This is a genomic window from Micromonospora sp. NPDC049004 (assembly GCF_040649315.1).
Taxonomy (GTDB): domain Bacteria; phylum Actinomycetota; class Actinomycetes; order Mycobacteriales; family Micromonosporaceae; genus Micromonospora.
In genome coordinates this window covers 213434-236670 of sequence record NZ_JBEZFG010000010.1, presented here as the reverse complement: position 1 = coordinate 236670, position 23237 = coordinate 213434, and the positions used below count along the sequence as shown (strand labels likewise).

Genomic DNA, 23237 nt, shown 5'->3' with positions numbered 1-23237 from the left:
AGTACGACGTCGTACTGACAAACGCCACGAGTGCGAGAGTTTGGGCACGCTGCGCCTCCAAGATGGATGAGAACCCGAGGTAGCGTGCCTCGCCCAGCCTGGTAGGCGCATCCGCCGATTGGGCGGTGCATGAATCTGCTAGCCGACAGAACGCCGGAGGATCAGATGGCTGCTCCTCGATGAACGGCGCGTGTCGTCACGGTGTCGTCATCTCGTCAGCGGCTGCCTCCGGTGGGCTGCCGCAGGTACGCGTCCTTGCCGGCCTGGGTGAAGCCGGCCACCGCGGAGGCGTCGTGGTTCATCGTCATGTCACAGGTCGCCGTGCGGGTGGTCATGCCCGGCGAGTTGAAGTAGATGGCGGCCTTGATCTTCGGGTGCGCCTTCAGGGCCGCCGGGAACTCCTGGAACCAGCGCTGCTTGGCACCCGGGTCCTTGGCGTCGAAGTTCGTGCCGAACTCGGCGAGCATCCGCGGCTTGCCGGCCCCGATGCCGTTCTCGTCGAGCCAGCGGTAGAAGCCGTCCACAGTGGTGCTCGGGCTCTTCCACACGGTGCTGCCGTTGCAGACGTGGAAGTTGTACGGGTCGTAGGCCACCCAGTCGACGTACCGGTCACCGGGGTAGAGGCCGGCGTACCGGGAGTAGTGCCCCGACCAGCCCATCATCGTCCAGACCCAGACGGCGTTGTCCGCGCCGGCCTTGGCGAACCGCTCGTACACGTACTTCCAGGCCCGGACGAAGTCGGCGTCGCTGCCCTTGCCCGGCTCGTCCTCCGGCTCGTGGTCGAAGCCCATGAACACCGGCACCTTGGCGTCGCGGATGCGACCGGCGACCGCGTCGATCGTGGCGTCCTGCCGGCCACCGTAGATGTCGGACCACTTCAGCGTGGTGCCGGCGGAGAAGTCGCGGGACTCCCACGCGAAGAACATCAGCCGGCCCTCGCGCATCTGCTGGGCCTCGTACGCGTCGGGGAAGGCGCCGTTGCTGCCGGCGTTGGAGAAGTCGTGGTAGCGGTGCACGATGTCGAACTTGCGCCCGACCTGCGCCTCGACGTCGGTGATCGCCTTGCCGTGGTCCCAGCCGCTGCCCGCGTTAGCGGGTGAGTACATCCCCCACCAGGCGCCGCAGGAGGGCACGAGCGTGTCGGACACCTGGCCGCACTTGCCGGACGGGAGGGTGGGGCTCTGCGTCGGGGTCGGCGTACGGGTCGGCGCGACAGTCGGCGTGGGCCGGGGCGCGGCGGTGGTCGGCGCGACGGTCGGCGAGGGCGGCGCCGGCTTGGTGGTCGGCGCCGACGTCGGCCCGCTGCCGAGGTCGTAGCTGATCACCAGGCTGGGACGCAGATCGGGATTGCGGTTCTCGACCGACGCCCAGTAGACACGGGTCTCCAGACCGGTCTGGGCGAGCGACACCGTCCAGGTGCCGTTTCCGGTGACCAGCTTGGAGACGTCCCACTCGTTGATGCCCTTGGCCACACCGGTCACGGTGTCCAACGCGGTCCCCACCTGCACCGGGACCGGTCGCGCCTCGCGGGCGCTCACCGATGAGGCGTGCGCGGTCACCGTGGCGGCGAACTGCTGCCAGGCGTGCATGCGCAGCGTCGCCCGGACGTTGACGGCGGCGGCGGGGAGAGTGGTCACCGCGAACTCGACGACCGCCTCCCGGCCGCCGCGCGGGTTGCCGTCGCAGCGCGCCGGACACGTCGCGAGGGTTCCCTTGGTGGCGTTGTCGCCGTCCTGCGACACCATCGTCGCGGTGGTGTCCGCCACCGCGCGGATCGACAGGTCGTCGCTGGCCAGCAGCGGCATCATTGTCGCCACGATGCCGGCCACCACCGCACCGCCGACCACGCCGACGGCGATCGCCTTGCGCCGGGGGCCGTTGCGGAGCCGGGTGATGCGGTGCAGTCCATGCCTGGTCAAGGAGAACTCCCTGTGTCTGCTGCGATAACCGAGAGCAGCGTATCGACGACCAGGGCATGTCGTGGGCAGGACAGTTTCCCGTAAGCGCGTCTTAACCGTCAGCTAAGAAAGGCGCTCCGGCGGGCCGCCGCCAGCGCCTCCCGCATCGCCCCGACCGGCGCGGCAACGCCGGTGAACTGCTCGAACTGGCCGACCGCCTGCGCCAGCAGCAGGTCCAGTCCGGACACCACGCGCAGACCTGCCGCACGCGCGGACGCGGCCAGCGGTGTCGGCCACGGGTCGTACAGCGCGTCGAAACACACAGCACCCGGCCGCCACGTCACCACGTCTGCGAGCGGGTCGGCGACACCCTTGGGCACCGTGGAGACGACCACGTCGGCGACGGCCAGGTGCCGGGGCGCGTCGGCCCAGGCGCCAGCCGTCAGCGCCACGTCGAGGGCGTCGGCCACCGGGCGCAGCTCGTCGACCGCCTCGGGCCGGCGGGCCACCACCGTCACCGACGAGCACGCCAGTCGCGCGGCGGCGGCCAGCGCGGCGCGGGCCGTTCCCCCCGCGCCGACGACGGTCAGGGCCGCGCCGGGCAGCACCCCGGCCTCGGTGAGCACCTCGACCATGCCGCCGACGTCGGTGTTGTCCGCGTACCAGGAGCCGTCCGGACGGCGTACCAACGTATTGGCCGCGCCGACGGCGACGGCAACCGGCGACGCGGCGTCGGCCACGGCGAGCGCCGCCTCCTTGCCCGGCATGGTCACCGACAACCCGGCCCACTCCGGGCCCAGGTCGGCGACCAGGGCCGGCAGCTCCGCGGCCGCGCACTCGATTCGGGTGTACGACCACCCGGTCAGCCCGGCGGCGGCGTAGCCGGCGGTGTGGATCACCGGCGAGAGGGAGTGCGCGATGGGCTTGCCGAGCACCGCCGCCCGACGGGCCACCACGGTCCGCGTCATGTCCCGCCCCCCGTACACGTCGCCTCGACCCTACCCACCGCACCGATCACCGCACCACCCGCCGCCGACCGCGCCCACGATGTTCGCTTGACGTTCCATCGACGTCGGTGAAAGCATTCGGCGCAGGACGATCGATCGGAAACAGGGGGGGAACAATGAACAAACGGATTCTGCGCGTCCTCATCGCGATTGCCGCGGCCTTCAGCATGTCGTTGCTGGCCGCCGCACCCGCGCGTGCGGACAGCGCGGCCGGCAGCTGGTCGGACAACCACGAACTGTGCGCGTCCAGCTCGTGTGTGCGCGCCGGCAACATCGTGCGGCTCTGGCAGGCCATCATCTGGGCCGACGACCTCAGCGGCACCGTCGGCACCAGCTTCATCGACGGCGAGTACGGCTCCAACACCGCCGCCAAGACCAGGACCTGGCAGGACGTGATGAACATCGGCGTCGACGGGTCGGTCGGCCCGCAGACCTGGGGCAAGGCGTACGGTGCGGTCAACCGCAACACCGGCTACGACACCAGCACCCAGACCGGGTACTTCTACTACGGATACAACCGCACGTTCGCGCTGCGCAAGCAGAACAGCAACGGGGTGTGGACGTTCCTCAACCCGCGCACCGGTTCGTGGACCGGCACCAGCCACTGACAACGGCACCGTAAATGGTGTTTCCGGGCTGACGAAAAGGCTCCCTTCCCCGCATCGGGAAGGGAGCCTTTTCGCGGTCGGGAAATCGTCAGATGATGCCGGCCTCGCGGGCCTTGGCCTCGTTGCGCTGGTGCTCGGGATACGTCTCGGCGAAGGCCGAGTGGCCCTGCTTGTCGATCGCCACGAAATAGAGCCACTTACCCACCGGCGTGTCCATCGCCCCTTCCAGGGCCTGCTTGCCCGGGTTGTTGATCGGGGTGGGGATCATGCCGGGCAGCTTGCGGTTGTACGGGTTCTTCGGGTCGTCCAACTCGGCAGCCGTCATCTGCTTGGACGACTTCGTCGGCTTGCCGATCGACTCCAGGTAGTAGTTCACCGTGACGTCCATCTCCAGGCAGTTGCACGGGAACTCGCCGTACGCCCGGTTGTAGGCCACCCGGGCGACCTTGCCGAGGTCGTCCTTGTTACCGGCCTCGGCCTGCGCGAGTGACGCCACGATCAGCGCCTCGTACGGGCTGACCTTGCGCTCCTTCTGCACCCGGTCGGCGAACTTCATCTCGCCGGTCACCGAGAGGAAGTTGTCCACCATGAGCTTGAGGATGCTCTCGGCGGTGGCCTTCGGCGGGATCTCGTACGTGTCCGGGTAGAGGAAGCCCTCGACGGACTTGACGACCTTCTTGCCGTCGTCGCGCTTGAACCACCAGTCCGGAACGCCGAGCGCCTCCGGGTCCTTCGCGGCGGCCTCGAACTCCTTGACCGGGATCTTGGTCTTCTCGGAGAGCAGCTTGTAGATGTTCTTGCTGGTGCGGCCCTCGGGGATGGTCAGCCCGTTGACGATCTTGTTCTTCAGGTCGAGCATCGCCGTCACGGCGCTCGCGCCGCTCATCTGCTTGCGCAGCTTGTACGTGCCCGGCTGGATGTTCTTGCTGCGCGAGTTGGCCTCGGCGGCCTCGATGAACGCCTTCTGGCTCTTCACCACATCGGCGGCCACCAGGGCGTCGGCCATGTCGGCGATCAGCGCGCCGTTCTTGATCTCGACGGTGATCTCGCCGGACCCGGCGCCGTCGTAGTCGGGTGTGACGAAGTAGTTCTGGATCCGGTCGAACCCGTAGAACGCGCCGCCACCGATGCCGCCCAACAGGAGCAGGGCCATCAGCAGCGCGAGGAATGTCTTGCCGCGCCCCCCGGAGCTGGAGCCGCCATTGCGTTTACGGACGAAGCCGCGCCGGTGCCGGCCCTTCTCACCCCGCTCCGGCTCGTCAAACCCAAGATCCAGATCGTCGATCATTACGTCCGCCTCCGCTGCGCGTCCAGCCAGCTCTGCAGGATCTCCACCGCGGCCGCCTGGTCGACAACCGCACGTTGACGTTTACCTCGGACGCCACGTTCGGCAAGCCTACGAGAAGCGACCACGGTCGACATCCTCTCGTCGGTAAGCGTTACCGGTACGGGCGCTATCACATCGACCAGTCGGTCAGCGTACGCCTTCACTCCGACCGCCGCGGGGCCGTGTCTGCCGGCCAGATTGACCGGAAGGCCGACGACGACGCCTACCGCTTCATGTTCGGCCACCAGCGCCGCGAGCTGGGCAATGTCGCTCGGCACCGCGTCCGGAGCGGCGGTGAGATCGCGGGCGAGAGTGACCAGCGGCGTCGCCAGCACCCCGTCCGGATCCGACCGGGACACCCCCACGCGCACCTGACCGACGTCCACGCCGATGCGAACGCCCCGTGTGAAGCCGCTCACCGACGGTCACCCTTCGCCTGTCGACGAACCAGGGCGGACCGATCGGTCCGCCCTGGTCGACGATGACCGTCTCTCACGCCTCGGTGATCGCCTTCTCGACGGTGAGCAGCAGGTTCGGCGCCTCGGCCGCCGGCAGGCCGCCACCCTGGGCCAGGTCGGGGCTGCCCCCGCCGCGCCCGGAGAACGCCGCCTTCACCAGGTCAGAGGCGGCCAGGCCCCGACTGCGGGCGGCCGCGTTGACCGCCACCACGAGCGACGCCTTGCCGTTCGCGCGGGCCGCCACCGCGACCACCGCCGGCCGTGCCGGATCGATCTTGCCGCGAATCTCCTGCGCCAGGGTCCGTACGTCGTTACCGGCCGCGCCCTCCGGCGCCTCGGTGCCCACGTACGCCACCCCGCGCACATCCTTGGCCTGCGCGGCGAGCGCCCCCGCCCCGCCCAGCACCAGCTGGGCGCGCAGCTTCTCCAGCTCCTTCTCCGCGTCCCGCAGCTGGGTGACCGTCTGCTCCACCCGGTCCGCGACCTGGTCGTTCGGCACCCGGTACAGCTCGGCCAGCCGGGAGACCAGCAGGTGCTCCCTGGCCAGGAAGCCGAAGGCGTCCATGCCCACCAGCGCCTCGACCCGGCGGACACCGGAACCGATCGACGACTCGGAGAGGATCTTCACGAGGCCGAGCTGGGCCGAGCGGGCCACGTGCGTGCCGCCGCACAGCTCGCGGGCGTAGTCGCCGACCTCGACGACCCGCACCTCCTCGCCGTACTTCTCGCCGAACAGCGCCATCGCGCCGATCCGCCGCGCCTCGTCCAGCGAGGTGATGAAGGCGTGCACCTCAAGGTCGGCCAGGAGCACCTCGTTGACCTGCTGCTCCACGTCCCGCAGAACTGTCGGCGACACACCCGTCGGGGTGTTGAAGTCGAACCGCAGCCGGCCCGGCGCGTTCAGCGAACCCGCCTGGGTGGCCGACTCGCCGAGGAAGTTGCGCATGGTCTGGTGCACGAGGTGGGTGGCCGTGTGCGACCGGGAGATCGCCCGCCGACGGGTGGTGTCGATCTCGGCGTAGCCGGTGTCGCCCGGGTGCACCTCACCCCGGATGACCCGGGCCCGGTGCACGATCAGGCCGGGCACCGGCTGCTGCACGTCGAGCACCTCGACCTGACCGTCGCCGACCGTGATGACGCCGTGGTCGGGCTGCTGGCCACCGCCCTCGGCGTAGAACGGGGTCGTGTCCAGCACCAACTCGACGGTCTCACCCTCGGTCGCCGCCTGGCGCGGACCGTCGGCGCCCAGCAGCGCGCGCACCCGCGACTCGCGGGCCACCTCGCTGTAGCCGGTGAACGTCACCGGGCCACCGGCGTCGAGCACCGACCGGTACGCCGACACGTCGGTGTGCCCCGTCTTGCGGGCCTGCGCGTCCGCCTTCGCCCGGGTCCGCTGGTCGGCCATCAGCCGCCGGAAGCCCTCGTCGTCGACACTGAGGCCCTGCTCGGCAGCGATCTCCAGGGTCAGGTCGATCGGGAAGCCGTACGTGTCGTGCAGCTGGAACGCCTTCGCGCCGGACAGCGCCGTGCCGCCCGCCGTGCGGGTCTCGGCGATCGCCGTGTCCAGGATCGTCGTCCCGGCACGCAGCGTCGACAGGAAGGCTTCCTCCTCGGCGTACGCGTACTGCGCGATCCGGTCGAAGTCGGTCGCCAGCTCCGGGTACGACGGCGCCATGCAGTCCCGCGCGACCGGCAGCAGCTCGGGCAGCGCCCGGTCCTGCCACCCGAGCAGTCGGATCGACCGGATCGCCCGGCGCATGATCCGGCGCAGCACGTAGCCGCGGCCCTCGTTGCTCGGGGTCACGCCGTCGCCGATCAGCATCAGCGCGGTCCGTACGTGGTCGGCGACCACGCGCAGCCGGACGTCGTCCGGGTGCGACTCGCTGGCCACGTGCCCGGAGTGCGCGCCGTAGCGCTTGCCGGTCAGCTCGGCCGCACGGGCGAGGATCGGCCGGACCTCGTCGATCTCGTAGAGGTTGTCGACGCCCTGCAGGATCGACGCCATCCGCTCCAGGCCCATGCCGGTGTCGATGTTCTGCGCCGGCAGGTCACCCAGGATCGGGTAGTCCTCCTTGGTGGTGCCCGGACCGCGCTCGAACTGCATGAACACGAGGTTCCAGTACTCCATGTACCGGTCCTCGTCGACCGCCGGGCCGCCCTCACGGCCGTACTCCGGGCCCCGGTCGTAGAACAGCTCCGACGACGGACCGCACGGCCCGGGAATGCCCATCGACCAGAAGTTGTCCGCCTTGCCCCGGCGGACGATCCGCTCGGGCGGCACACCCACCGAGCGCCAGATCTCGTACGCCTCGTCGTCGTCGAGGTAGATCGTCGGCCAGATCCGCTCCGGATCCAGCCCGTAACCACCCTCGGCGATCGGCTTCGTGGACAGCTCCCACGCCAGCGGGATCGCGCCCGCCTTGAAGTAGTCGCCGAAGGAGAAGTTGCCGTTCATCTGGAAGAACGTGCCGTGCCGGCTGGTCTTGCCGACCTCGTCGATGTCCGGGGTACGGATGCACTTCTGCACGCTCACCGCCCGCCGGTACGGCGGGGTCTGCTGGCCCAGGAAGTAGGGCACGAACTGCACCATGCCCGCGTTGACGAACAGCAGGTTCGGGTCGCTGATGGCGGGCAGCGGAGCGGACGGCACCACGGCGTGGCCGTTCGCCTCGAAGTGCGCGAGGTACCGCCGCTTGATCTCCGCCGTCTTCATCGCTGGTGTTCCTCCGGAAAAATGTCTCGATCGCCGATCCGCGGGTCTTCCCGCAGCTCGGCGAACTGGTCGTCGAACGCCTCGCCCTGGGCGAACGCCTGGTGGATCTCCTGCTCGCGCTCGGCCATCCCGACCCGGACGTCCTCCACGAAGCTACGCAGCGATTCCACCAGGCCGCCAGCGGATTCCGACAACGTGCTGGCGATGCCGGCCGGGGTGTACGCCTGCGCGGTCCGGGTCGCCTTGCGGACCACGATCACGCCGACGGCCACACCGATGCCGAGCCAGAACAACCGCCTCATGTCTTGCTACCTCCTGCTGGCCCGGCCGGTCAGCGGTTGCCGCGCCGGGCGGCCCGCCGCTGCTGCTTGATGGTGTCGCGCACCTCACGCTCGGTCTCGGCGTGCCGACGGCCGGCGGCCGCCTTGCGCACGCCGTAGCCGAACGCGGCCACCTTGACCAGCGGGTTCGCGGCCGCGGCGGAGACCACGGTGGCCAGGTTCGCGACGTTGGCGGTGACGTTCTGGGCGTGGCTGGTCATCGTGTCGACCTTCGCCAGCTGCAGGTTCACGCCGTCGAGCGACGTCTGCACCTGCTCCAGGGCGACGTTGACGTTCTTCACCGTGGTGTTCACGTCGTCGAGCAGCGGCGCCGTCCGATCGTTGAGGTCGTTGATCATTCGCGTGGTGGCGTCCACCGTGTGCCGCAGCCGCAGGATCGGCAGCGTCAGGATGAGCACCAGCACCGCGAACGCGCACGCCGCGATCAGCGCCGCGACCTCTCCAAAGTCGCCCACGCGTCTCCTCCTCAAGCAGATTTCCGCCGGACCCGACGTCCCCGGAACGCACAACCTGGTGCCCACCGGACCCACCGAGCCGTCACCGGTCGCCGGGCACGGGCGGGCCCGCCAGCCCCAGACCCTACCGTCCGTGATGGAGCGCGGCTCAGGACGGTGAGGGTGTCACGTCGCTCAGCGGATCCCCGCTGACCGTCGGGAACGGATCCTCTCCGGTCAGTGACGGATCGGTGCTGGGCTGCGGCCTGGTCCGCTCGTCGTCGATCGCGTTGCGCACCTTCACCGACACCAACGAGCCGGCGCAGTCTCCCGCAGCGGCCGACGGCTCCGGAGACGGCACGATCGCCGGCTCCCCGTCGACCGGTGGCGGTACGCAGGCCGGCGCCCGTACCCACAGGTCGAGGGTCAACTCGTCCTGACGCCAGCACGTGTAGCTGCCCTTCGTCTCCTGCTCCGGGCAGCGACTGACCTTCCACGGCTGCCAGCCGTCCTCGCGCAGCGCGGCCTCGTAGACCTTCGCCGTCTCCTCCGGCGACTTCTGCGAGGTGACGGTGCGCTCGCGCAGCCGGCAGTCGAGCAGACACCAGCGGCTGCCGCTGACGTCGTCGACAGTCTTCGTCGCGGCCCACGCGGGCACGCCGAGCTGGTCCAGGTTGTCGAAGACCGGGTCCCGGCTCAGCGTCCGGACGCCGAAGAAGAGCGGTACCGCGCCGAGCAGCACGACGCTGACCAGCGCCAGGACGGCCACCCGCAGCCGGCGTCGTTCGCGTGACTGCCGGCGTACCTCGGAACGGGCACCCGGGGCGTCGTCGTCGGACGCGTCCTGACCGGCCGCGCGCAGCGCGGGCCCGTCGGTCGGTTCGGCGACCGGCGCCGTCGCGGCGGGCACCACGACGGCGGCGCGGGCCACACCGGCGGGCTCGCCGGGCCGGCCGCCCGGTGGCACGGGGGCGACACCGCTGGGCTCGGGCCGGCCAGCCTCGCGGGGCGGCGGCAGGGCACGACCCGCGGCACGGTCCGCAGGTCGCGGGGCGGCAGCACGCGCGGCCACGGGTGATCCGGGGCCGGCGTGCTCGGAGCCGGCCCGGTCGTCGCCGACAGGCGGCTGCCCGACGCCCGGTGGGCGGACGGCGGCGCGAGCCGGACCGTCCGGACCGGCGCCCGGCGGGACTGCCGCGCGAGCCGGGCCGTCGGGGCGAGCGGCACCCCGCTCGGGCGTGCCTGCGCCGGGACGGGGCGGACCGTCGGGACCACGGCGACCGGCGCCGGAGACCGGCGCCTCGCCGGGCGCGAGTCGGGCCCGGCCCCCGGGCGGGGCGGAGCGGGCGCCCCGCACCGGCGCCTGTCGCCCGCCGTCGGCGGGGCCGGCATACGGGTCGTCGGCCGGTCCCGGACGACCGGTGGATCCGTCGGGGCCGGACTCCGCCGGCGGGCGGCGGCGTCGGTTGATCGGATCCGCGGCGGACCCGGCACCGGCTCGACGACCGACGGGCCGCTCACCGGCGACCGGCGGATGGGGCACGGGACCGCTCGGCTGCTCTCCGGTGGGCTCCGACCCACCGGGCCGGACGGCCCGGCGACCGGTGGGAGCGTCCGCGCCCGGGTCGGCCGGTGGCCCGACGGGACGACGGCCGGCGGCGCGTTCCGCGGCGGGATCGGGCACGGCGAGTGGGCCACCGGAGCGATCGGTCAGATCACCGGCGGGCGGCGGGGCGGTGCGGTGGCCGACGGGCCGGTTGGCGCTCGGGGCCTGCGCATCGCCACCGCGGCGGTTGACCACCGGCAGGCCGGGGTCGGTGTGCGGCAGCCGGCCAGCCTGACGCAGCCAGTCGGCCGGGCGCTCCGGACGGTCCGGGCGGTCCGCCCGCGGCTCACCGCCGGTCGGCGCGCGTCGGCCCTGGTCGTCGGGGACCGCTCGACGGCGGCCGGTGCCGTCGGTGGACGTGACGCTGGCGGACCCGGCGCTGGCCGGCCCGGCGCTGGCGGACCCGGCGCTGATGGGCCCGGCGCTGATGGGTCCGGTGGACGCCTCCGGCATCGGTGGGGCATTGCCCGATCGGGGCACCACCGGCGCGTCCGGCTCGGCGGCACGGCGGCGACCGCCCCCGGCCGGGCGGGCCTGGCCGGAGGGCTCCGGCGCTCCCGGGTCGACCGGGCCGGGACGACGCCGGGCCGTCCGCGGGTCGTTGTCGATCGCGGGGTCGGCTCGCAGCCCGTCCGCGACCTGCGGCGCGACGCCGGGCGGCGGCGCGTCGAAACGGGCGGGGCCGGGCGCGGTGGGTGGCCCGTCGAACCGGGCGGGGCCGGGCGCGGCGGGTGGCCCGGTGGGTCGCGCCGGATCGGGAACGGGGCCGGTCGTACGTCGGCCGCCGGCCAGACCGTCACCGGTCAGCGGCCGGCCGCCATCGGTCGGGTCGGGCCCGGGTCGGCGGCCCGGCGGCACGGCGTCCTGCCGGCGCAGCGGCGGCATCGCTTCCGCCCGCCCGGTCGGGGCGACGGCATCCGGGCGGTGGCCGGCCGCAGGGCCCGCAGCCGCCGGCCCTGCGGGCGGGCCGGACGGTCCCACTGTCGGACGCGGTCGGACCGGAGCGCCGGTGGTCGGGCGGGGCCCCGGAGGGCTCGCCGCGTCACCGCCGGCCGGGCGAGTCGACTGCGGCGCGAGGGGTGGCGCGGCGGCGCGGGGGCCGGTGCCGGGAACCGGCTGGGCGCCACGCGCCGCCGGCTGGCCCGCGGCCGGCACGGCGGGCCGGGAGCGGTCGGCGGGTGGGCGGCCGGGATGCTCGCGCTCGGCGGGCGGGCGGGCGTCCATGAGGCGACCCGGCGGGGGCGCCTCGCCCGGCCAGGGGCCGTCCACGGGGCGGCGCGTTCCGGCGGCCTCCGCGTCTGGACGGCGTGGGCCGGGCGGCGCGTCCGGCGGCGGCGACGCGCCCGTGCGCGGCGGCCCGGGCTCGGCGGGTGCCCCGTCCGGGCCCAGCTCGCCGCGTTGCTGCTTGGCCGAGCGCAGGTCGTCGATCCAGCCGAACTCCTCGCCGGCCACCGGCTCCTCCGGCTCGGCCTCGGCTCGGCCTCGACCCCAGCGGCGGCCCTTCGCGCGGGGATCACGCCGCTCGTCCGGGCCCTCGTCGGGGCGGTCCGCACCACGCGATCTCACTGTTGACCCTCTCCTGCGGCGTCCGTGCCGCTGTCCTGCTTCGTGCGGGGACCGCCCGCTTCCGCGGCCGGTTGGCCGTTCCGACCGACAAGCGCCGGGGCGGGCTGCGGTGTTACCGCCGACCCCGCGGTCGGGGCCGCCACCGACGGGCCCGCTGTCGCGGGCGAGGAGGCGGTCGGGGTTTCGGGGCGGGCGGGCGGGGGCGGCAGCCCGCGGACGATCCGGCGCAGCACCGGCAGCCGTGTCGACACCGACCGTTCCGCCCCGTGCGGGCTGGGCTGGTAGTAGTCGACGCCCACCAGGTCGTCCGGGACGTACTGCTGGGTGACCACGCCGCGCTGGTCGTCGTGCGGGTAGCGGTAACCGGTGCCGTGGCCCAGCCCTCGGGCGCCGGCGTAGTGCGCGTCCCGCAGCCCGCGGGGCACCGAACCGCCCCGGCCGGCCCGTACGTCGGCGATGGCCGCGCCGATCGCTGTGGTGGCCGAGTTCGACTTCGGTGCGGTGGCCAGGTGGATCACCGCCTGCGCCAGGTTGAGCTGCGCCTCGGGCAGGCCGACGTACTCCACGGCGTGCGCGGCGGCGGTGGCCACGCTCAGCGCTGTGGGGTCGGCCATGCCCACGTCCTCGCTGGCGAAGATGACCAGCCGTCGGGCGATGAACCGGGCGTCCTCCCCCGCCACCAGCATCCGGGCCAGCCAGTGCACGGCGGCGTCCACGTCCGAGCCGCGCATGCTCTTGATGAACGCGCTGACCACGTCGTAGTGGGCGTCGCCGTCGCGGTCGTAGCGCACCGCCGCCACGTCGACCGCCTGCTCGGCGGTGGCGAGGTCGATGCGCCCGGCGCCGAGCGCCGTGGCCGAGGCCGCCGCGGCCTCCAGCGCGGTAAGCGCCTTGCGGACGTCACCGGCGGCGAGCCGGACCAGGTGGTCCTCGGCGTCGGTGGTCAGGGTGAGGGCGCCGCCCAGGCCGCGCTCGTCGGTGACCGCGCGGCGCAGCAGGCCGCGTACGGCGTCGTCGTCGAGCGGTTGCAGGGTGAGCAGCACGCACCGCGACAGCAGGGGTGAGATGACCGAGAAGTACGGGTTCTCGGTGGTCGCCGCGAGCAACGTGACAGTACGGTCCTCGACGGCGGCGAGCAGCGAATCCTGCTGGGTCTTGCTGAACCGGTGCACCTCGTCGATGAACAGCACCGTCTGCGGGCCGCCCGAACGGCGCTGGCGACGGGCCGTCTCGATCACCGCCCGGACGTCCTTGACACCGGCCGAGAGGGCCGACATGGCGACGAACCGGCGGTCGGTGGCGGCGGCCACCAGGTGCGCGATGGTGGTCTTGCCGCTGCCGGGCGGTCCCCAGAGGATGACCGACATCGCGGCGCCGCCGGAGACCAGTTGCCGCAGCGGTGCGCCGGGAGCGAGCAGGTGGTCCTGCCCGATCAGCTCGTCCAGGCTCGCGGGCCGCATGCGGACGGGCAGGGGCGAATCGTCCGCTACCGGAGTGAAGCCGTCGACACCGGCGGGGCCCTCGGGCGCGCTGCGCGGCCCGGTGGGCGCACCGAGGGAGAAGAGAGCGTCGGACTCCATCACGAAGACAGTACCGGGCCCGACCCGCAACGCCGGAATCGCGCTGCGGGCCGGGTCACCGCTGATCGGTCTCGGTCAGCCACGGCCGGGGCGACGGCCCCGGTACCAGCGACCGCCGCCACCGCCGCGCGGGCCGCTGCCGACGCCGGCCAGGTAGAGCGAGAGCAGGAGCAGGCCGATGAGCACGAGGGTGTTCCAGTTGAACAGGTCGGGGGCGCCGAAGTCGGTGTTGAGCAGGTCGAGAAGCAGAGCGAAGCCAAAGACGATGGCCGCGAGAATGGCGAGCATGTCGGTCCTCCGGTGGGGGTTCCCAGTAGGTCGGCGCGTGATGTACCCAATCGGTCGACTCGTCAATCTCCACCGTGGATCAGCACGCGGGCTGGCGGACCCGGCGCGGCCGCCGGTACGGCGGCTCCTAGGCTGACGTCATGATCATCGACGACCAGGCGATCCACGACCGAGCCGCCATCCTGGCCGCCGCCGGTGACCACCCGTTCGTCCGGCACTCGCTCTCGCCGGGTGTGCCGGCGCACGGCTTCCGGCGCGACGGCGCCGTGCTGTGGTTGCTGCCGCCCGAGCGCGGGCTGGGCGCCGACGCCATCGGCCCCGTCGAGCCGGTGCTGGAGATCTGCGCCGCGCTGGTCGCCGACGGGGTGCTGCGGCCGGAGCACCGGATGCACCTGCCCCGGCTCGACCCCGCCGTGGTGGCGGGCCGGCTGGCGGTGGACGAGTTCGTCGACTGGGAGTTCCACTGGACCACCGTGACGCCGCCGGCGCAGCCGGACGAGCAGCGGGTCGTACGACTCACCGACGCCGACCGCCCGGCGCTCGCGGCGCTGGTCGACGAGGCGTTCCCGACCACCACCACGCGCCCGGACGACCCCCGGGTGCTCGACTGGTACGGCATCCGGGACGGCGGCCGCCTGGTGGCGTGCGGCGCGGACCGCAGCCGGGGCGACGTCGGGTTCCTGGCCGGCCTGACCGTCGCCCCCGACCAGCGGGGCCGGGGGCTGGGCGCGGCGCTGACCGCCGGCATGACCCGGGCGTTGCTGGCCCGGCACGACACGGTCGGGCTCGGCGTCTACCCGCACAACGTCCAGGCGGTGCGGCTGTACCGCCGGCTCGGCTTCACCGACGCCCTGTCCCTCACCGCGATCCGCCTCGGCTGAGGCCGCACACCGACACCGGGGCGTCGGTGAGCGGCCGTGCCACCGGGCGTCGGTGAGCGGCCTCGGCGCCGGGCGCCGGTGAGCGCCCTTCGCTACCGATCGGCGGGGACCGGGGCCACTGTCGGCTCGCTGGCGGGAGCGGGTCGACGGCCGGCCAGCCAGGCGGGCAGGTAGAGCGGCGCGGCGACGGCCAGCACCACCGCGCCGACCACCATCGCGGCGCTGACGCTGACGCTGGCGGCGATCGCGGTCAGGACCACCCCGCCGAGGGCTGCGGACGGCTGCCCCATCATCGAGTTCAGCGAGAGCACGCTGGTCCGGTACGGGCCGTCGACCTGGCGGTGCAACAGACCACTGTGCAGCGGGTTCGACGCGCCGTGCACGGCGTAGCAGGCCAGGTAGGCCACCAGCACTCCGACCGGCCCCGCGAACAGCCCCATCCCGACCACCGTGACGCCCTGCAGGATGCGCAGCAGGGCCGCGCCCGGAGCCGCCCCGAACCAGCGCAGCAGCAGCGGGGTCAGTGCCGCGCCGGCCGCGCTGGCGAGCCAGGCGGCCGAGCTGGCCGGCCCGAGCAGCGCGGCGGCGCGTTCCGGGTCGCCGACCACCTCGGCGAGGCGGACCGGCAGCAGCGACTCGAAGGTGACCATGCCGAAGCCCCAGAACAGCTCCACCGCCACCAGGGCCAGCAGCACCCGGGAACGGCGCAGCAGACCGATGGCCTGACCGACCATCCGGGGCGCCTGCACCACCGACGCCCGCACCGCCGCGAACCCGGTGGCCGGCCGCTCCTCGACCAGCAGGACCAGCAGCGCGACCAGCGCGACCGCCTGGGCGACGATCGCGACCAGCACCGGCACGGTGAGCGCGCTGACCGGCCCGAGCGGCCCGAGCGCGACCAGGCCGCCGCTGAGCAGCGCACCGCCCGCGATGGCCCCGCCGATCACGGTGCCGGCGTACCCGAGGCCCTTCTCGTACTCGGCCTGCGGGTCGGCGGCCAGGGTGGCGTCGACGTACCAGGATTCCAGCGGGCCGCTGTCCAGGGCCCGGTAGACGCCCTGCAATGCCCAGACCAGGAAGAACAGCGCGAACGAGTCGGCCACCGCGAACAGCGCCAGCGAGGCGAGGTTGAGCGCTCCGGCGGCGAGCAGGACGGGTCGGCGGCCGAGGGCGTCGGCGAACCCACCGGTGGGCAGCTCCAGCGCGAGCACCAGCAGCCCCTGCGCGGTGCCGACCAGGCCGATCTGCGGCAGCGAAAGGCCGCGCTCCTGCATCAGCAGGATCATCACCGGGATCATCAACCCCGTGGGCAGCCAGCGCAGACCGTAGAGGGTGAGGTAACGACGCCGGACCTGGCGTACGGTCAGCGCGCTCACGACGCCACCTCCATTCGCGACTGCGGGGCTCGCAACCCCGGCTCACTCCTCGCGCTCACGACGCCACCTCCATTCGCGACTGCGGGGCTCGCAACCCCGGCTCACTCCTCGCGCTCACGACGCCACCTCCATTCGCGACTGCGGGGCTCGCAACCCCGGCTCACTCCTCGCGCTCATCGGGGACCGTCCAGCAGCGGGTAGGCGGCCAGGAAGACCTGCACCGGACGGGCCTGCGGGTCGGCGGGCTCGGCCACGTCGACCGGCTCGGCCTCCCGGTGGTACCGCTCCAGCACCTCCCACACTTCCGTCTTGAGGGCCTCCAGCCGGTCCGGCGGGATGGTCATGAACACGTCGCCCATGCCGAAGGCGTCCCGCCAGGCGGGGGACCACTCGTGCTGGGTGGCGAACCAGCGCTCGGCGTGCTCGACGAGGAGGCGCACCTGGTTGCCCTGGATCCACTCGATCGCGGCACGGGCGTCGGGGTCGTCGTCGAAGTCGCTCGGCTCCCAGCTCGTGACGTCGTGCGCGGCCTGCCACCAGCGCTGGCGTCCGCTGCCCCGGTCGGGATCCTCGATGACCAGCCCGACCTCGGCGAGTTGGCGCAGGTGGTAGCTGGTCGCGCCGGTGTTGGTGCCGAGCAGCTCGGCGAGCGTGGTGGCGGTGGCGGGCCCGTTCACCCGCAGGGCGCCGACCAGCCGCATCCGCAGCGGGTGCGCGAGCACCCGGACCTGCCGCTTGTCGATCCGCACCTCGCGCGGGGCGGGCCGCGGGGTCGCTTCGTCATTCGCCATGACTGCACACTATCTCTGCACACTTTCTATGCACAAGGGTTGTGCATAGAAAGTGTGCATGAGGTCAGGCCAGGAGTTCCCGCACCCCGCGCAGTCGCGTCCGGAGCAGACCTGCGGCGCGGGAGGAGTCGAGGCGTACGTCGCTGGGGCGGACCACGCCGGCTGCGGTGGCCGTGGTGGTCTTCAGGCCCGTCGCGTCCAGACCGAACCGCTCGGCGACCAGCAGACCCAGCTCGGCCCGGCTGACCGCGTCCGGACCGGCCACGTTGAGCAGCCCGGCGTACGACGAAGAGGCCAGCTCCAGCACGGCGTCGGCCAGGTCGCCGACGTCGATCGGGCAGCGGAACTCATCGGTGAACAGGACGGCCCGACCGGCCAGCGCCTCGCGGCAGAGCTCGATCTGCTTGCTGCCCTCTCCCAGGATCAGCGAGGTACGCACCAGAGCCGCACCGGGGTCGATCGCCCGTACGGCGGTCTCCGCCGCCGCCTTCGCGGCCCCGTACGCGTTGACCGGGCTGGGCGGGTCGTCGTCGGCGTACGGCGTGGGACGGCCGCCGTGCAGCGCGTCGCTGGACAGGTGCACCAGCCGCGCCCCCACCTCGGCGGCGGCGAGGGCCACGTACGCGGCCCCGTCGGCGGTGACCGCCCAGTCGTCGTACCGATAGGGGGTCGCGACCACAGTGTCCGGCCGCACCTCGGCGACCAGCGTGCGCACGGCGGCGCGGTCGGTCACGTCCAGCCGCCGCCCGACAACGCCGGACACCCCGACGGACCCGCAGTGGTACGTCCCCACGACCGAGAACCCGGCGCCGACGGCCCGCCGACAGACCTCCCGGCCCAGAAACCCGCTACCCCCGACAACAAGCACCCGCATCCCAGCCCACTCCCCCACCGATGATCAAGAGGTTTGCGTCATCTCGCGGGGCGATGATGACGCAAACCTCTTGATCAACCAAGCAAGGGCAGTGGGGGGTGCGGTCAGACCGGGTCGGCCACCGGGGCTGCCGGGCCGGCCGTGCCGGCGTGCGGGGTGGCCGCGGGCTTGGGCTTGGCGTCGATGCCGGCCTCGGTGCGCTGCTGGGCGGTGATCGGCGTCGGCGCACCGGTCAGCGGGTCGAAACCGCCCCGGGTCTTCGGGAACGCGATGACCTCGCGGATCGAGTCCGCGCCGGCCAGCAGCATGCAGACCCGGTCCCAGCCGAACGCGATGCCGCCGTGCGGCGGTGCGCCGTACTTGAACGCCTCCAGCAGGAAGCCGAACTTGTCCTGCGCCTCCTCCGGCGTGATGCCGAGCAGGTCGAAGACCCGCTTCTGCACGTCGCCCCGGTGGATACGGATCGAGCCGCCGCCGATCTCGTTGCCGTTGCAGACGATGTCGTACGCGTACGCCAGGGCGCGGTCCGGCGCCTCCTCGAACCGGTCCACCCACTCCGCGTTCGGCGAGGTGAACGGGTGATGCACGGCCGTCCAGCCACCCTCGTCGGTCTTCTCGAACATCGGCGCGTCGACCACCCAGCAGAACGCCCAGGCGCTCTCGTCGATCAGGCCGGCCCGCTTGGCGATCTCGACCCGGGCAGCGCCCAGCAGCTCCTGCGCCTCGCGGGCGTTCGTGCCGGCCGCGAAGAAGACCGCGTCGCCCGGCTTGGCGCCGACCGCGTCGGCGAGCCCGCCCAGGTGCTCGGCGGACAGGTTCTTGGCCACCGGGCCGCGCGCCTCGCCGGTCTCGGCGTCCAGCACCACGTACGCCAGACCCCGCGCGCCGCGCGCCTTGGCCCAGTCCTGCCAGCCGTCCAGCTCCTTGCGGCTCTGCGCCGCGCCACCGGGCATCACGACCGCGCCCACGTAGCCGCCCGCGTCGATCGCGCCGGCGAACACCCGGAACTCGGTGCCGCGCAGGTAGTCGGTCAGCTCGGTCAGCTCCACGCCGTAGCGCAGGTCCGGCTTGTCCGAGCCGTACCGGGCCATCGCGTCGTGCCACGTGATCCGCGGGATCGGCCGGTTGATCTCGTGCCCGGCCAGGTCCTTCCACAGCGCCGAGACGATCGCCTCGCCGAGGTCGATCACGTCGTCCTCGGTGACGAACGACATCTCGATGTCGAGCTGGGTGAACTCGGGCTGCCGGTCGGCGCGGAAGTCCTCGTCGCGGTAGCAGCGGGCGATCTGGTAATACCGCTCCATGCCGCCGACCATCAGCAGCTGCTTGAACAGCTGCGGGGACTGCGGCAACGCGTACCAGCTGCCGGGCTGGAGCCGCACGGGCACCAGGAAGTCGCGGGCGCCCTCGGGGGTCGATCGGGTCAGCGTCGGCGTCTCGATCTCCAGGAAGTCCCGCTCGTGCAGCACGCCCCGGGCGAGGTGGCTCGCGCGCGAGCGCAGCCGCAGCGCGTTCGCCGGGCCGCTGCGGCGCAGGTCCAGGTAGCGGTACCGCAGGCGGAGGTCGTCACCGGCCTCGACCTGGTCGTCCACCGGGAGCGGGAGCGGCGCGGCCTCGGAGAGCACCTCCAGCTCGACGGCCGTCACCTCGACCTCGCCGGTGGGCAGCTCCGGGTTCTCGTTGCCGGCCGGCCGGCGGGTCACCTCGCCGGTGACCTTCACGCAGAACTCGTTGCGCAGCGCGTGCGCGTCCTCCTCGCGGAACACCACCTGGACCACGCCGGAGCCGTCGCGCAGGTCGACGAAGATGACGCCGCCGTGGTCACGCCGGCGGGCCACCCACCCGGCGAGCGTCACCGTCGAGCCGGCGTCCGCGGCGCGCAGGCTTCCGGCATTGTGGGTACGGATCACGGCTGGCAACTCCTCATCGTGGAACAGTCCTCACCCGCATTCTGTCAGGGGTGGCCGGCCCCGCTCGGGGGCACCCGGCAGGCCGGCACGATTCGCAGGTGAGCAGGCGGCGGGCCGCGCGCTTCGCCGGTGGGCAGCCTGGCGAACCCGGCTCGCCGGGCCGTCGCGCCGGTTAACGTGGCCGAATGCGCGCCGTACCAAACTGGGGCGTCGCCACGGCGGTGGCCGCGCCGGTGCTGCTGGTGGGCGGGTGGACGGTCGCGGGCGCCCGGCAGCCGGCCGGGTACGACCCGGTCCGCGACACCATCAGCGAGCTGGCGGGGCACGACGCCACCGACTCGTGGATCATGATCACTGCGCTGCTGCTGCTGGGCTGCTGCTACCTGGCGATCGCCGTCGTGCTGCACGCGGCCGGGCTGCCCAGCCGCTTCCTGCTCGCCGTCGGCGGCGTGGCCACCATCGCGCTTGTCGCCTTTCCCCGGCCGGCGGTCGGCGGATCGCTCAGCCACGGCATCGCGGCCACCATCGCCGTCCTGGCGTTGGCGCTCTGGCCGGCCGGGTCGGCGCTGCGGTTGCCGCGTGGTCCGGACGCGGCACATCCGGGCGCCCCGCAGCCGCCCTGGGCGTTTCGGCGGGGCGTGGCGCTGAGCGCCACGATCGTGCTGCTCGCCCTCTTCGGCTGGTTCGCGTTCGAGGTGACCAGCGGATCCCGGACCGGCCTGGCCGAACGGGTGACAGCCGTGGGCGTGTCACTCTGGCCGCTGCTGGCGGTCCTCTCCGCCCGACGGGCACACCTCGCCTGGGCCGGCGACGGCGCCACGCCGCTCGGGCCCGCCGTGGCGGCGACAGGTGTCGTACCGCCGGATCCCCTGTTCCCCACGGACGGACCGGATCGCCTCGCCTGAGGCGGCGCGGGCGGCGGGGCGGACGGCAGGCCCCGGACGCGCGGCGCGGGCCGCCGGAGGATTCCGGCGACCCGCGGGCGGTGAATCGATCAGAAGACGCTGACGCCGTAGCGGCTCAGGGCCTCGGTGACGGGCTGGAAGTAGGTCGTCCCGCCACTGCTGCAGTTACCGCTGCCGCCGGAGGTCAGGCCGAGCGCGGTGCCGCCGGAGAAGAGCGAGCCGCCACTGTCGCCACCCTCGGCGCAGACGTTGGTGCGGATCAGGCCGGAGACCGAACCCTCGGCGTAGTTCACCGTGGCGTTGGTCGCGGACACCGTGCCGCTGCGCAGGCCGGTGGTGCTGCCCGAGCGCTGCACCGACTGGCCGACCGACGCGTTGCCGGAGCCGGTGATGTCCCGGTAGCTGCCGTTGTAGAGGTAGACGTTGCCGGCGGCGTTCGCGGAGTTGCTGTGCCGCACGATGCCGTAGTCGTTGCCCGGGAAGCTGGTGCCGGTACGGGTGCCCAGCAGGGTGGTCTGGCTGGAGTTCGAGTACCAGTTGGTGCCGAGGTTGGTGCAGTGCCCGGCGGTCAGGAAGTAGTAGGTGCTGCCGCTGCGCACGTTGAAGCCGAGCGAGCAGCGGTAGCCGCCGGTGTAGATGGCCTGGCCACCCGAGATCCGGGTGCTGAGCACGCCGGCCTCGGCCTCGACGCGGACCGCGCCGTTGGCCTTCGCGGCAGCGGCCTTGACCCGCTCCAGCTTGGCGCCGGTGACGGTGCTGTCGACGGAGACGACCACCTGGTTGGTGATCGGGTCGCTCCACCAGGCGGTGCCCGGGATCTTCGCCGAGCGCTCCAGCTCGGCGGTGGCCCGGTTGAGCTCCGCGGCGCCGCGGGTGACGTACCGGACGCTCGCTCCGGCCTTGCTGACCGTGCGGGCGGCGGCGGCGTCGGTCACCGTGACGACGGTCTTGCCGCTGGCGTCGATGTACGAGCCGGCGGAGCGGTCGCCGAGCTGAGCGGAGAGGGCTGCGGCGGCGTCGGGCGAGGCGGCGGGGGCGGCCTGGGCGGGTGCGCCGATGAGCGAGCCGACGACCAGGGTTCCGCTCACGGCAACAGTCGCCGCAACGCGGAATGAGGACCTCGTGGGTCGCATGTAACAAACCTCCTGGGCGGGGGAGACGGGTCCGGCCGGGGGTGGCTGACCCGAGGGCGACCCGGCCGATCTGCGAAAACCGGCCGAGTGAACTGAAGTATTCACATACTTAAGATCATTGACAAGACCTGGTTTCGCCCGAATTCGTCGACCCGCTCCGGTCACACCTCCGCAACACCGTGGACACGCTCGGGGGCACCTGCCGTCACACCCCTGAGGACCGCCGGATCCGTTTCGGACATCACTTGCCGACCGACGCCGTTGCCGCCACAACCCCCGCCGCGCCCCGACGCCGGCATCACCACGGGATCGGGCAGCACGGCGGGGGGCCGGCGTACGGCGGCGACGCGGACGGCAGACGAGCGGACGGCGACGCGGACGAGCGGACGGCGTCAGGGGGTACGGCGGCGCGCGCCCGGACCTGGGCGGGGCAGGACGTCGCGGGGATCATCCAGCGGGTGCCCCTCGGCGCAGCGCAGCTCGACGCGTACCGGGGCGCCGCAGTCGCGGTGCTCCACGCTCAACGGCGGGCCCTCGGCGTCGGCCAGGTACCGGTCACCCCACCCGAGCACGGCGACCAGCACCGGCCAGAGGGCCAGACCCTTCTCCGTCAGCCGGTACTCGTGGCGCAGCCGACTGCCGGGCTCCCGGTACGGCTCACGACGTAGCACCCCCCGCTCGACGAGCACGGCCAGCCGGTTGGTGAGAACCTGGCGCGGAACACCGGTGCGGACCCGCATGTCGTCGAAGCGCCGCACGCCGCTGAACACCTCGCGCAGCACCACCATGGTCCACCGCTCGCCGAGGATCTCCATCGCGCGGGCGATGGTGCAGTTCTCCACCGACCAGTCCAGTGCCGCGGGTCTCATCCGACCAGGCTAGGTCTCATTGACAGACTCAGCAACGTCCTGCCACGCTGCGTCCATGACTCAGACCCAGGAGCCGGCGCGCAGCCGTACCTTCACCTGGTCCGACCCGGCGGCCAACGCCGCGCAGGTCGGTCGGCGCAGCGGCCTCGACCTGCTCCGCGCGATGATCGCCGGAGAGCTGGCCGCGCCCCCGGTGATGCACCTGATCGACATGGCGCGGATGGAGGCCGACGAGGGTCGAGTCGCCGTCGAGCTGGTCCCGCAGGAGTTCCACTACAACCCGCTGGGCACCGTCCACGGTGGCGTCATCTCGACCCTGCTGGACACCGCCGCCGCCTGCGCCGTGCACACCACACTGCCCGCCGGGATCGGCTACACCTCGCTGGACCTGAACGTGAAGTTCCTGCGCCCGGTCACCGTCGACAGCGGCACGCTGCGCTGCGAGGGCACGGTACTGCAACGCGGTCGCCGCACGGCCCTGGCCGAAGCCCGCCTCACCGACGCGAACGCCCGCCTGATAGCCCACGCCACAAGCACCTGCCTCCTCTTCCCCCTCCCCCCAACCCCCTGAAGACCCCCGGGCTCTCCGGCGGCCTCTCGGCGGTTGATCATGAAGTTATTGCCCGCCACCCCCGCGGGTGGCGGCAAAAAAATAATTATCAACAGGGGGTT

20 protein-coding genes are annotated in these 23237 nt (G+C 72.8%); 4 read left to right on the top strand and 16 right to left on the bottom strand.

Annotated features, from left to right (window positions below; genetic code table 11):
• Positions 1-215: 215 nt before the first annotated feature.
• Together AB0B97_RS27530 and AB0B97_RS27525 are read right to left on the bottom strand one after the other, a co-directional pair.
• Positions 216-1919 carry a glycosyl hydrolase gene (locus AB0B97_RS27530; RefSeq protein ID WP_357497679.1) on the bottom strand — a complete coding sequence of 568 codons (1704 nt, stop codon included), beginning with the start codon at positions 1917-1919 and terminating at the stop codon, positions 216-218.
• Between the two features lie 98 nt (positions 1920-2017).
• Positions 2018-2866 (bottom strand): shikimate dehydrogenase, encoded by an 849-nt coding sequence (locus tag AB0B97_RS27525; RefSeq protein WP_357497677.1) that lies wholly within the window; start codon positions 2864-2866, stop codon positions 2018-2020.
• Positions 2867-3021: 155 nt separating this feature from the next.
• Between AB0B97_RS27525 and AB0B97_RS27520 the strand changes: the two genes are divergently transcribed.
• On the top strand, positions 3022-3513 hold the full coding sequence (locus AB0B97_RS27520; RefSeq protein WP_234588109.1) for a peptidoglycan-binding domain-containing protein: 492 nt from the start codon (positions 3022-3024) through the stop codon (positions 3511-3513).
• Between the two features lie 88 nt (positions 3514-3601).
• Here the strand turns inward: AB0B97_RS27520 and mltG are convergent, their stop codons facing one another.
• The 8 genes from mltG to AB0B97_RS27480 all read right to left on the bottom strand — a co-directional run bounded on the left by mltG (position 3602) and on the right by AB0B97_RS27480 (position 13826).
• Positions 3602-4801 (bottom strand): endolytic transglycosylase MltG, encoded by a 1200-nt coding sequence (mltG, locus tag AB0B97_RS27515; RefSeq protein WP_357497674.1) that lies wholly within the window; start codon positions 4799-4801, stop codon positions 3602-3604.
• Positions 4801-5259, bottom strand: a complete 459-nt coding sequence (ruvX, locus tag AB0B97_RS27510; RefSeq protein WP_234588107.1) for a Holliday junction resolvase RuvX — start codon at positions 5257-5259, stop codon at positions 4801-4803. The genes mltG and ruvX overlap by 1 nt, the downstream gene beginning before the upstream one ends.
• A gap of 73 nt (positions 5260-5332) precedes the next feature.
• Positions 5333-8011: an alanine--tRNA ligase gene (gene alaS / locus AB0B97_RS27505; RefSeq protein WP_357497672.1), complete on the bottom strand. Its 2679-nt coding sequence runs from the start codon at positions 8009-8011 to the stop codon at positions 5333-5335.
• Positions 8008-8313 carry a hypothetical protein gene (locus AB0B97_RS27500; RefSeq protein ID WP_357497670.1) on the bottom strand — a complete coding sequence of 102 codons (306 nt, stop codon included), beginning with the start codon at positions 8311-8313 and terminating at the stop codon, positions 8008-8010. The genes alaS and AB0B97_RS27500 overlap by 4 nt, the downstream gene beginning before the upstream one ends.
• A gap of 29 nt (positions 8314-8342) precedes the next feature.
• Positions 8343-8807 (bottom strand): DUF948 domain-containing protein, encoded by a 465-nt coding sequence (locus AB0B97_RS27495; RefSeq protein WP_357497668.1) that lies wholly within the window; start codon positions 8805-8807, stop codon positions 8343-8345.
• A gap of 148 nt (positions 8808-8955) precedes the next feature.
• On the bottom strand, positions 8956-9648 hold the full coding sequence (locus AB0B97_RS27490; RefSeq protein ID WP_234588149.1) for a hypothetical protein: 693 nt from the start codon (positions 9646-9648) through the stop codon (positions 8956-8958).
• Between the two features lie 2306 nt (positions 9649-11954).
• The gene (locus AB0B97_RS27485) at positions 11955-13538 is read right to left on the bottom strand and encodes a replication-associated recombination protein A (RefSeq protein ID WP_357497666.1); all 1584 of its coding nucleotides are present in this window, start codon (positions 13536-13538) and stop codon (positions 11955-11957) included.
• Positions 13539-13613: 75 nt separating this feature from the next.
• Entirely contained in the window at positions 13614-13826 is a 213-nt protein-coding gene (locus AB0B97_RS27480; protein WP_007458297.1) for a hypothetical protein, read from the bottom strand.
• Positions 13827-13966: 140 nt separating this feature from the next.
• On the opposite strand from AB0B97_RS27480, the gene AB0B97_RS27475 reads away from it, so the two are divergent.
• Positions 13967-14707 (top strand): GNAT family N-acetyltransferase, encoded by a 741-nt coding sequence (locus AB0B97_RS27475; RefSeq protein WP_357497664.1) that lies wholly within the window; start codon positions 13967-13969, stop codon positions 14705-14707.
• A gap of 92 nt (positions 14708-14799) precedes the next feature.
• On the opposite strand, the gene AB0B97_RS27470 is transcribed toward AB0B97_RS27475, so the two are convergent.
• From AB0B97_RS27470 to aspS, 4 genes are all read right to left on the bottom strand, one after another.
• Positions 14800-16083, bottom strand: coding sequence for an MFS transporter (locus AB0B97_RS27470; RefSeq protein WP_357497662.1), 1284 nt, complete (start codon positions 16081-16083; stop codon positions 14800-14802).
• 173 nt (positions 16084-16256) lie between these two features.
• A complete protein-coding gene (locus AB0B97_RS27465) occupies positions 16257-16874 on the bottom strand; it encodes a helix-turn-helix domain-containing protein (protein WP_357497660.1) in 618 nt (205 codons plus the stop codon).
• 64 nt (positions 16875-16938) lie between these two features.
• Entirely contained in the window at positions 16939-17748 is an 810-nt protein-coding gene (locus tag AB0B97_RS27460) for a sugar nucleotide-binding protein (protein WP_357497658.1), read from the bottom strand.
• Between the two features lie 104 nt (positions 17749-17852).
• A complete protein-coding gene (gene aspS, locus AB0B97_RS27455) occupies positions 17853-19658 on the bottom strand; it encodes an aspartate--tRNA ligase (protein WP_357497656.1) in 1806 nt (601 codons plus the stop codon).
• 185 nt (positions 19659-19843) lie between these two features.
• On the opposite strand from aspS, the gene AB0B97_RS27450 reads away from it, so the two are divergent.
• A complete protein-coding gene (locus tag AB0B97_RS27450; RefSeq protein ID WP_357497654.1) occupies positions 19844-20563 on the top strand; it encodes a DUF998 domain-containing protein in 720 nt (239 codons plus the stop codon).
• Positions 20564-20652: 89 nt separating this feature from the next.
• Here AB0B97_RS27450 and AB0B97_RS27445 read toward each other — a convergent pair whose 3' ends face one another.
• Positions 20653-21696, bottom strand: a complete 1044-nt coding sequence (locus tag AB0B97_RS27445; RefSeq protein WP_357497652.1) for a S1 family peptidase — start codon at positions 21694-21696, stop codon at positions 20653-20655.
• Between the two features lie 392 nt (positions 21697-22088).
• Complete coding sequence (locus tag AB0B97_RS27440; RefSeq protein WP_357497650.1) at positions 22089-22565, bottom strand: helix-turn-helix domain-containing protein; 477 nt, start codon at positions 22563-22565, stop codon at positions 22089-22091.
• Between the two features lie 55 nt (positions 22566-22620).
• Between AB0B97_RS27440 and AB0B97_RS27435 the strand changes: the two genes are divergently transcribed.
• Entirely contained in the window at positions 22621-23136 is a 516-nt protein-coding gene (locus tag AB0B97_RS27435; RefSeq protein ID WP_234583493.1) for a PaaI family thioesterase, read from the top strand.
• Positions 23137-23237: the final 101 nt, after the last annotated feature.

Bases quoted from the DNA above. Each gene is read 5' to 3' on its own strand.
- AB0B97_RS27525 (WP_357497677.1), bottom strand. From the start codon at position 2,866: ATGACGCGGACCGTGGTGGCCCGTCGGGCGGCGGTGCTCGGCAAGCCC.
- AB0B97_RS27520 (WP_234588109.1), top strand. From the start codon at position 3,022: ATGAACAAACGGATTCTGCGCGTCCTCATCGCGATTGCCGCGGCCTTC.
- mltG (WP_357497674.1), bottom strand. From the start codon at position 4,801: ATGATCGACGATCTGGATCTTGGGTTTGACGAGCCGGAGCGGGGTGAG.
- alaS (WP_357497672.1), bottom strand. From the start codon at position 8,011: ATGAAGACGGCGGAGATCAAGCGGCGGTACCTCGCGCACTTCGAGGCG.
- AB0B97_RS27500 (WP_357497670.1), bottom strand. From the start codon at position 8,313: ATGAGGCGGTTGTTCTGGCTCGGCATCGGTGTGGCCGTCGGCGTGATC.
- AB0B97_RS27485 (WP_357497666.1), bottom strand. From the start codon at position 13,538: ATGGAGTCCGACGCTCTCTTCTCCCTCGGTGCGCCCACCGGGCCGCGC.
- AB0B97_RS27480 (WP_007458297.1), bottom strand. From the start codon at position 13,826: ATGCTCGCCATTCTCGCGGCCATCGTCTTTGGCTTCGCTCTGCTTCTC.
- AB0B97_RS27475 (WP_357497664.1), top strand. From the start codon at position 13,967: ATGATCATCGACGACCAGGCGATCCACGACCGAGCCGCCATCCTGGCC.
- AB0B97_RS27465 (WP_357497660.1), bottom strand. From the start codon at position 16,874: ATGGCGAATGACGAAGCGACCCCGCGGCCCGCCCCGCGCGAGGTGCGG.
- AB0B97_RS27460 (WP_357497658.1), bottom strand. From the start codon at position 17,748: ATGCGGGTGCTTGTTGTCGGGGGTAGCGGGTTTCTGGGCCGGGAGGTC.
- AB0B97_RS27450 (WP_357497654.1), top strand. From the start codon at position 19,844: ATGCGCGCCGTACCAAACTGGGGCGTCGCCACGGCGGTGGCCGCGCCG.
- AB0B97_RS27445 (WP_357497652.1), bottom strand. From the start codon at position 21,696: ATGCGACCCACGAGGTCCTCATTCCGCGTTGCGGCGACTGTTGCCGTG.
- AB0B97_RS27440 (WP_357497650.1), bottom strand. From the start codon at position 22,565: ATGAGACCCGCGGCACTGGACTGGTCGGTGGAGAACTGCACCATCGCC.
- AB0B97_RS27435 (WP_234583493.1), top strand. From the start codon at position 22,621: ATGACTCAGACCCAGGAGCCGGCGCGCAGCCGTACCTTCACCTGGTCC.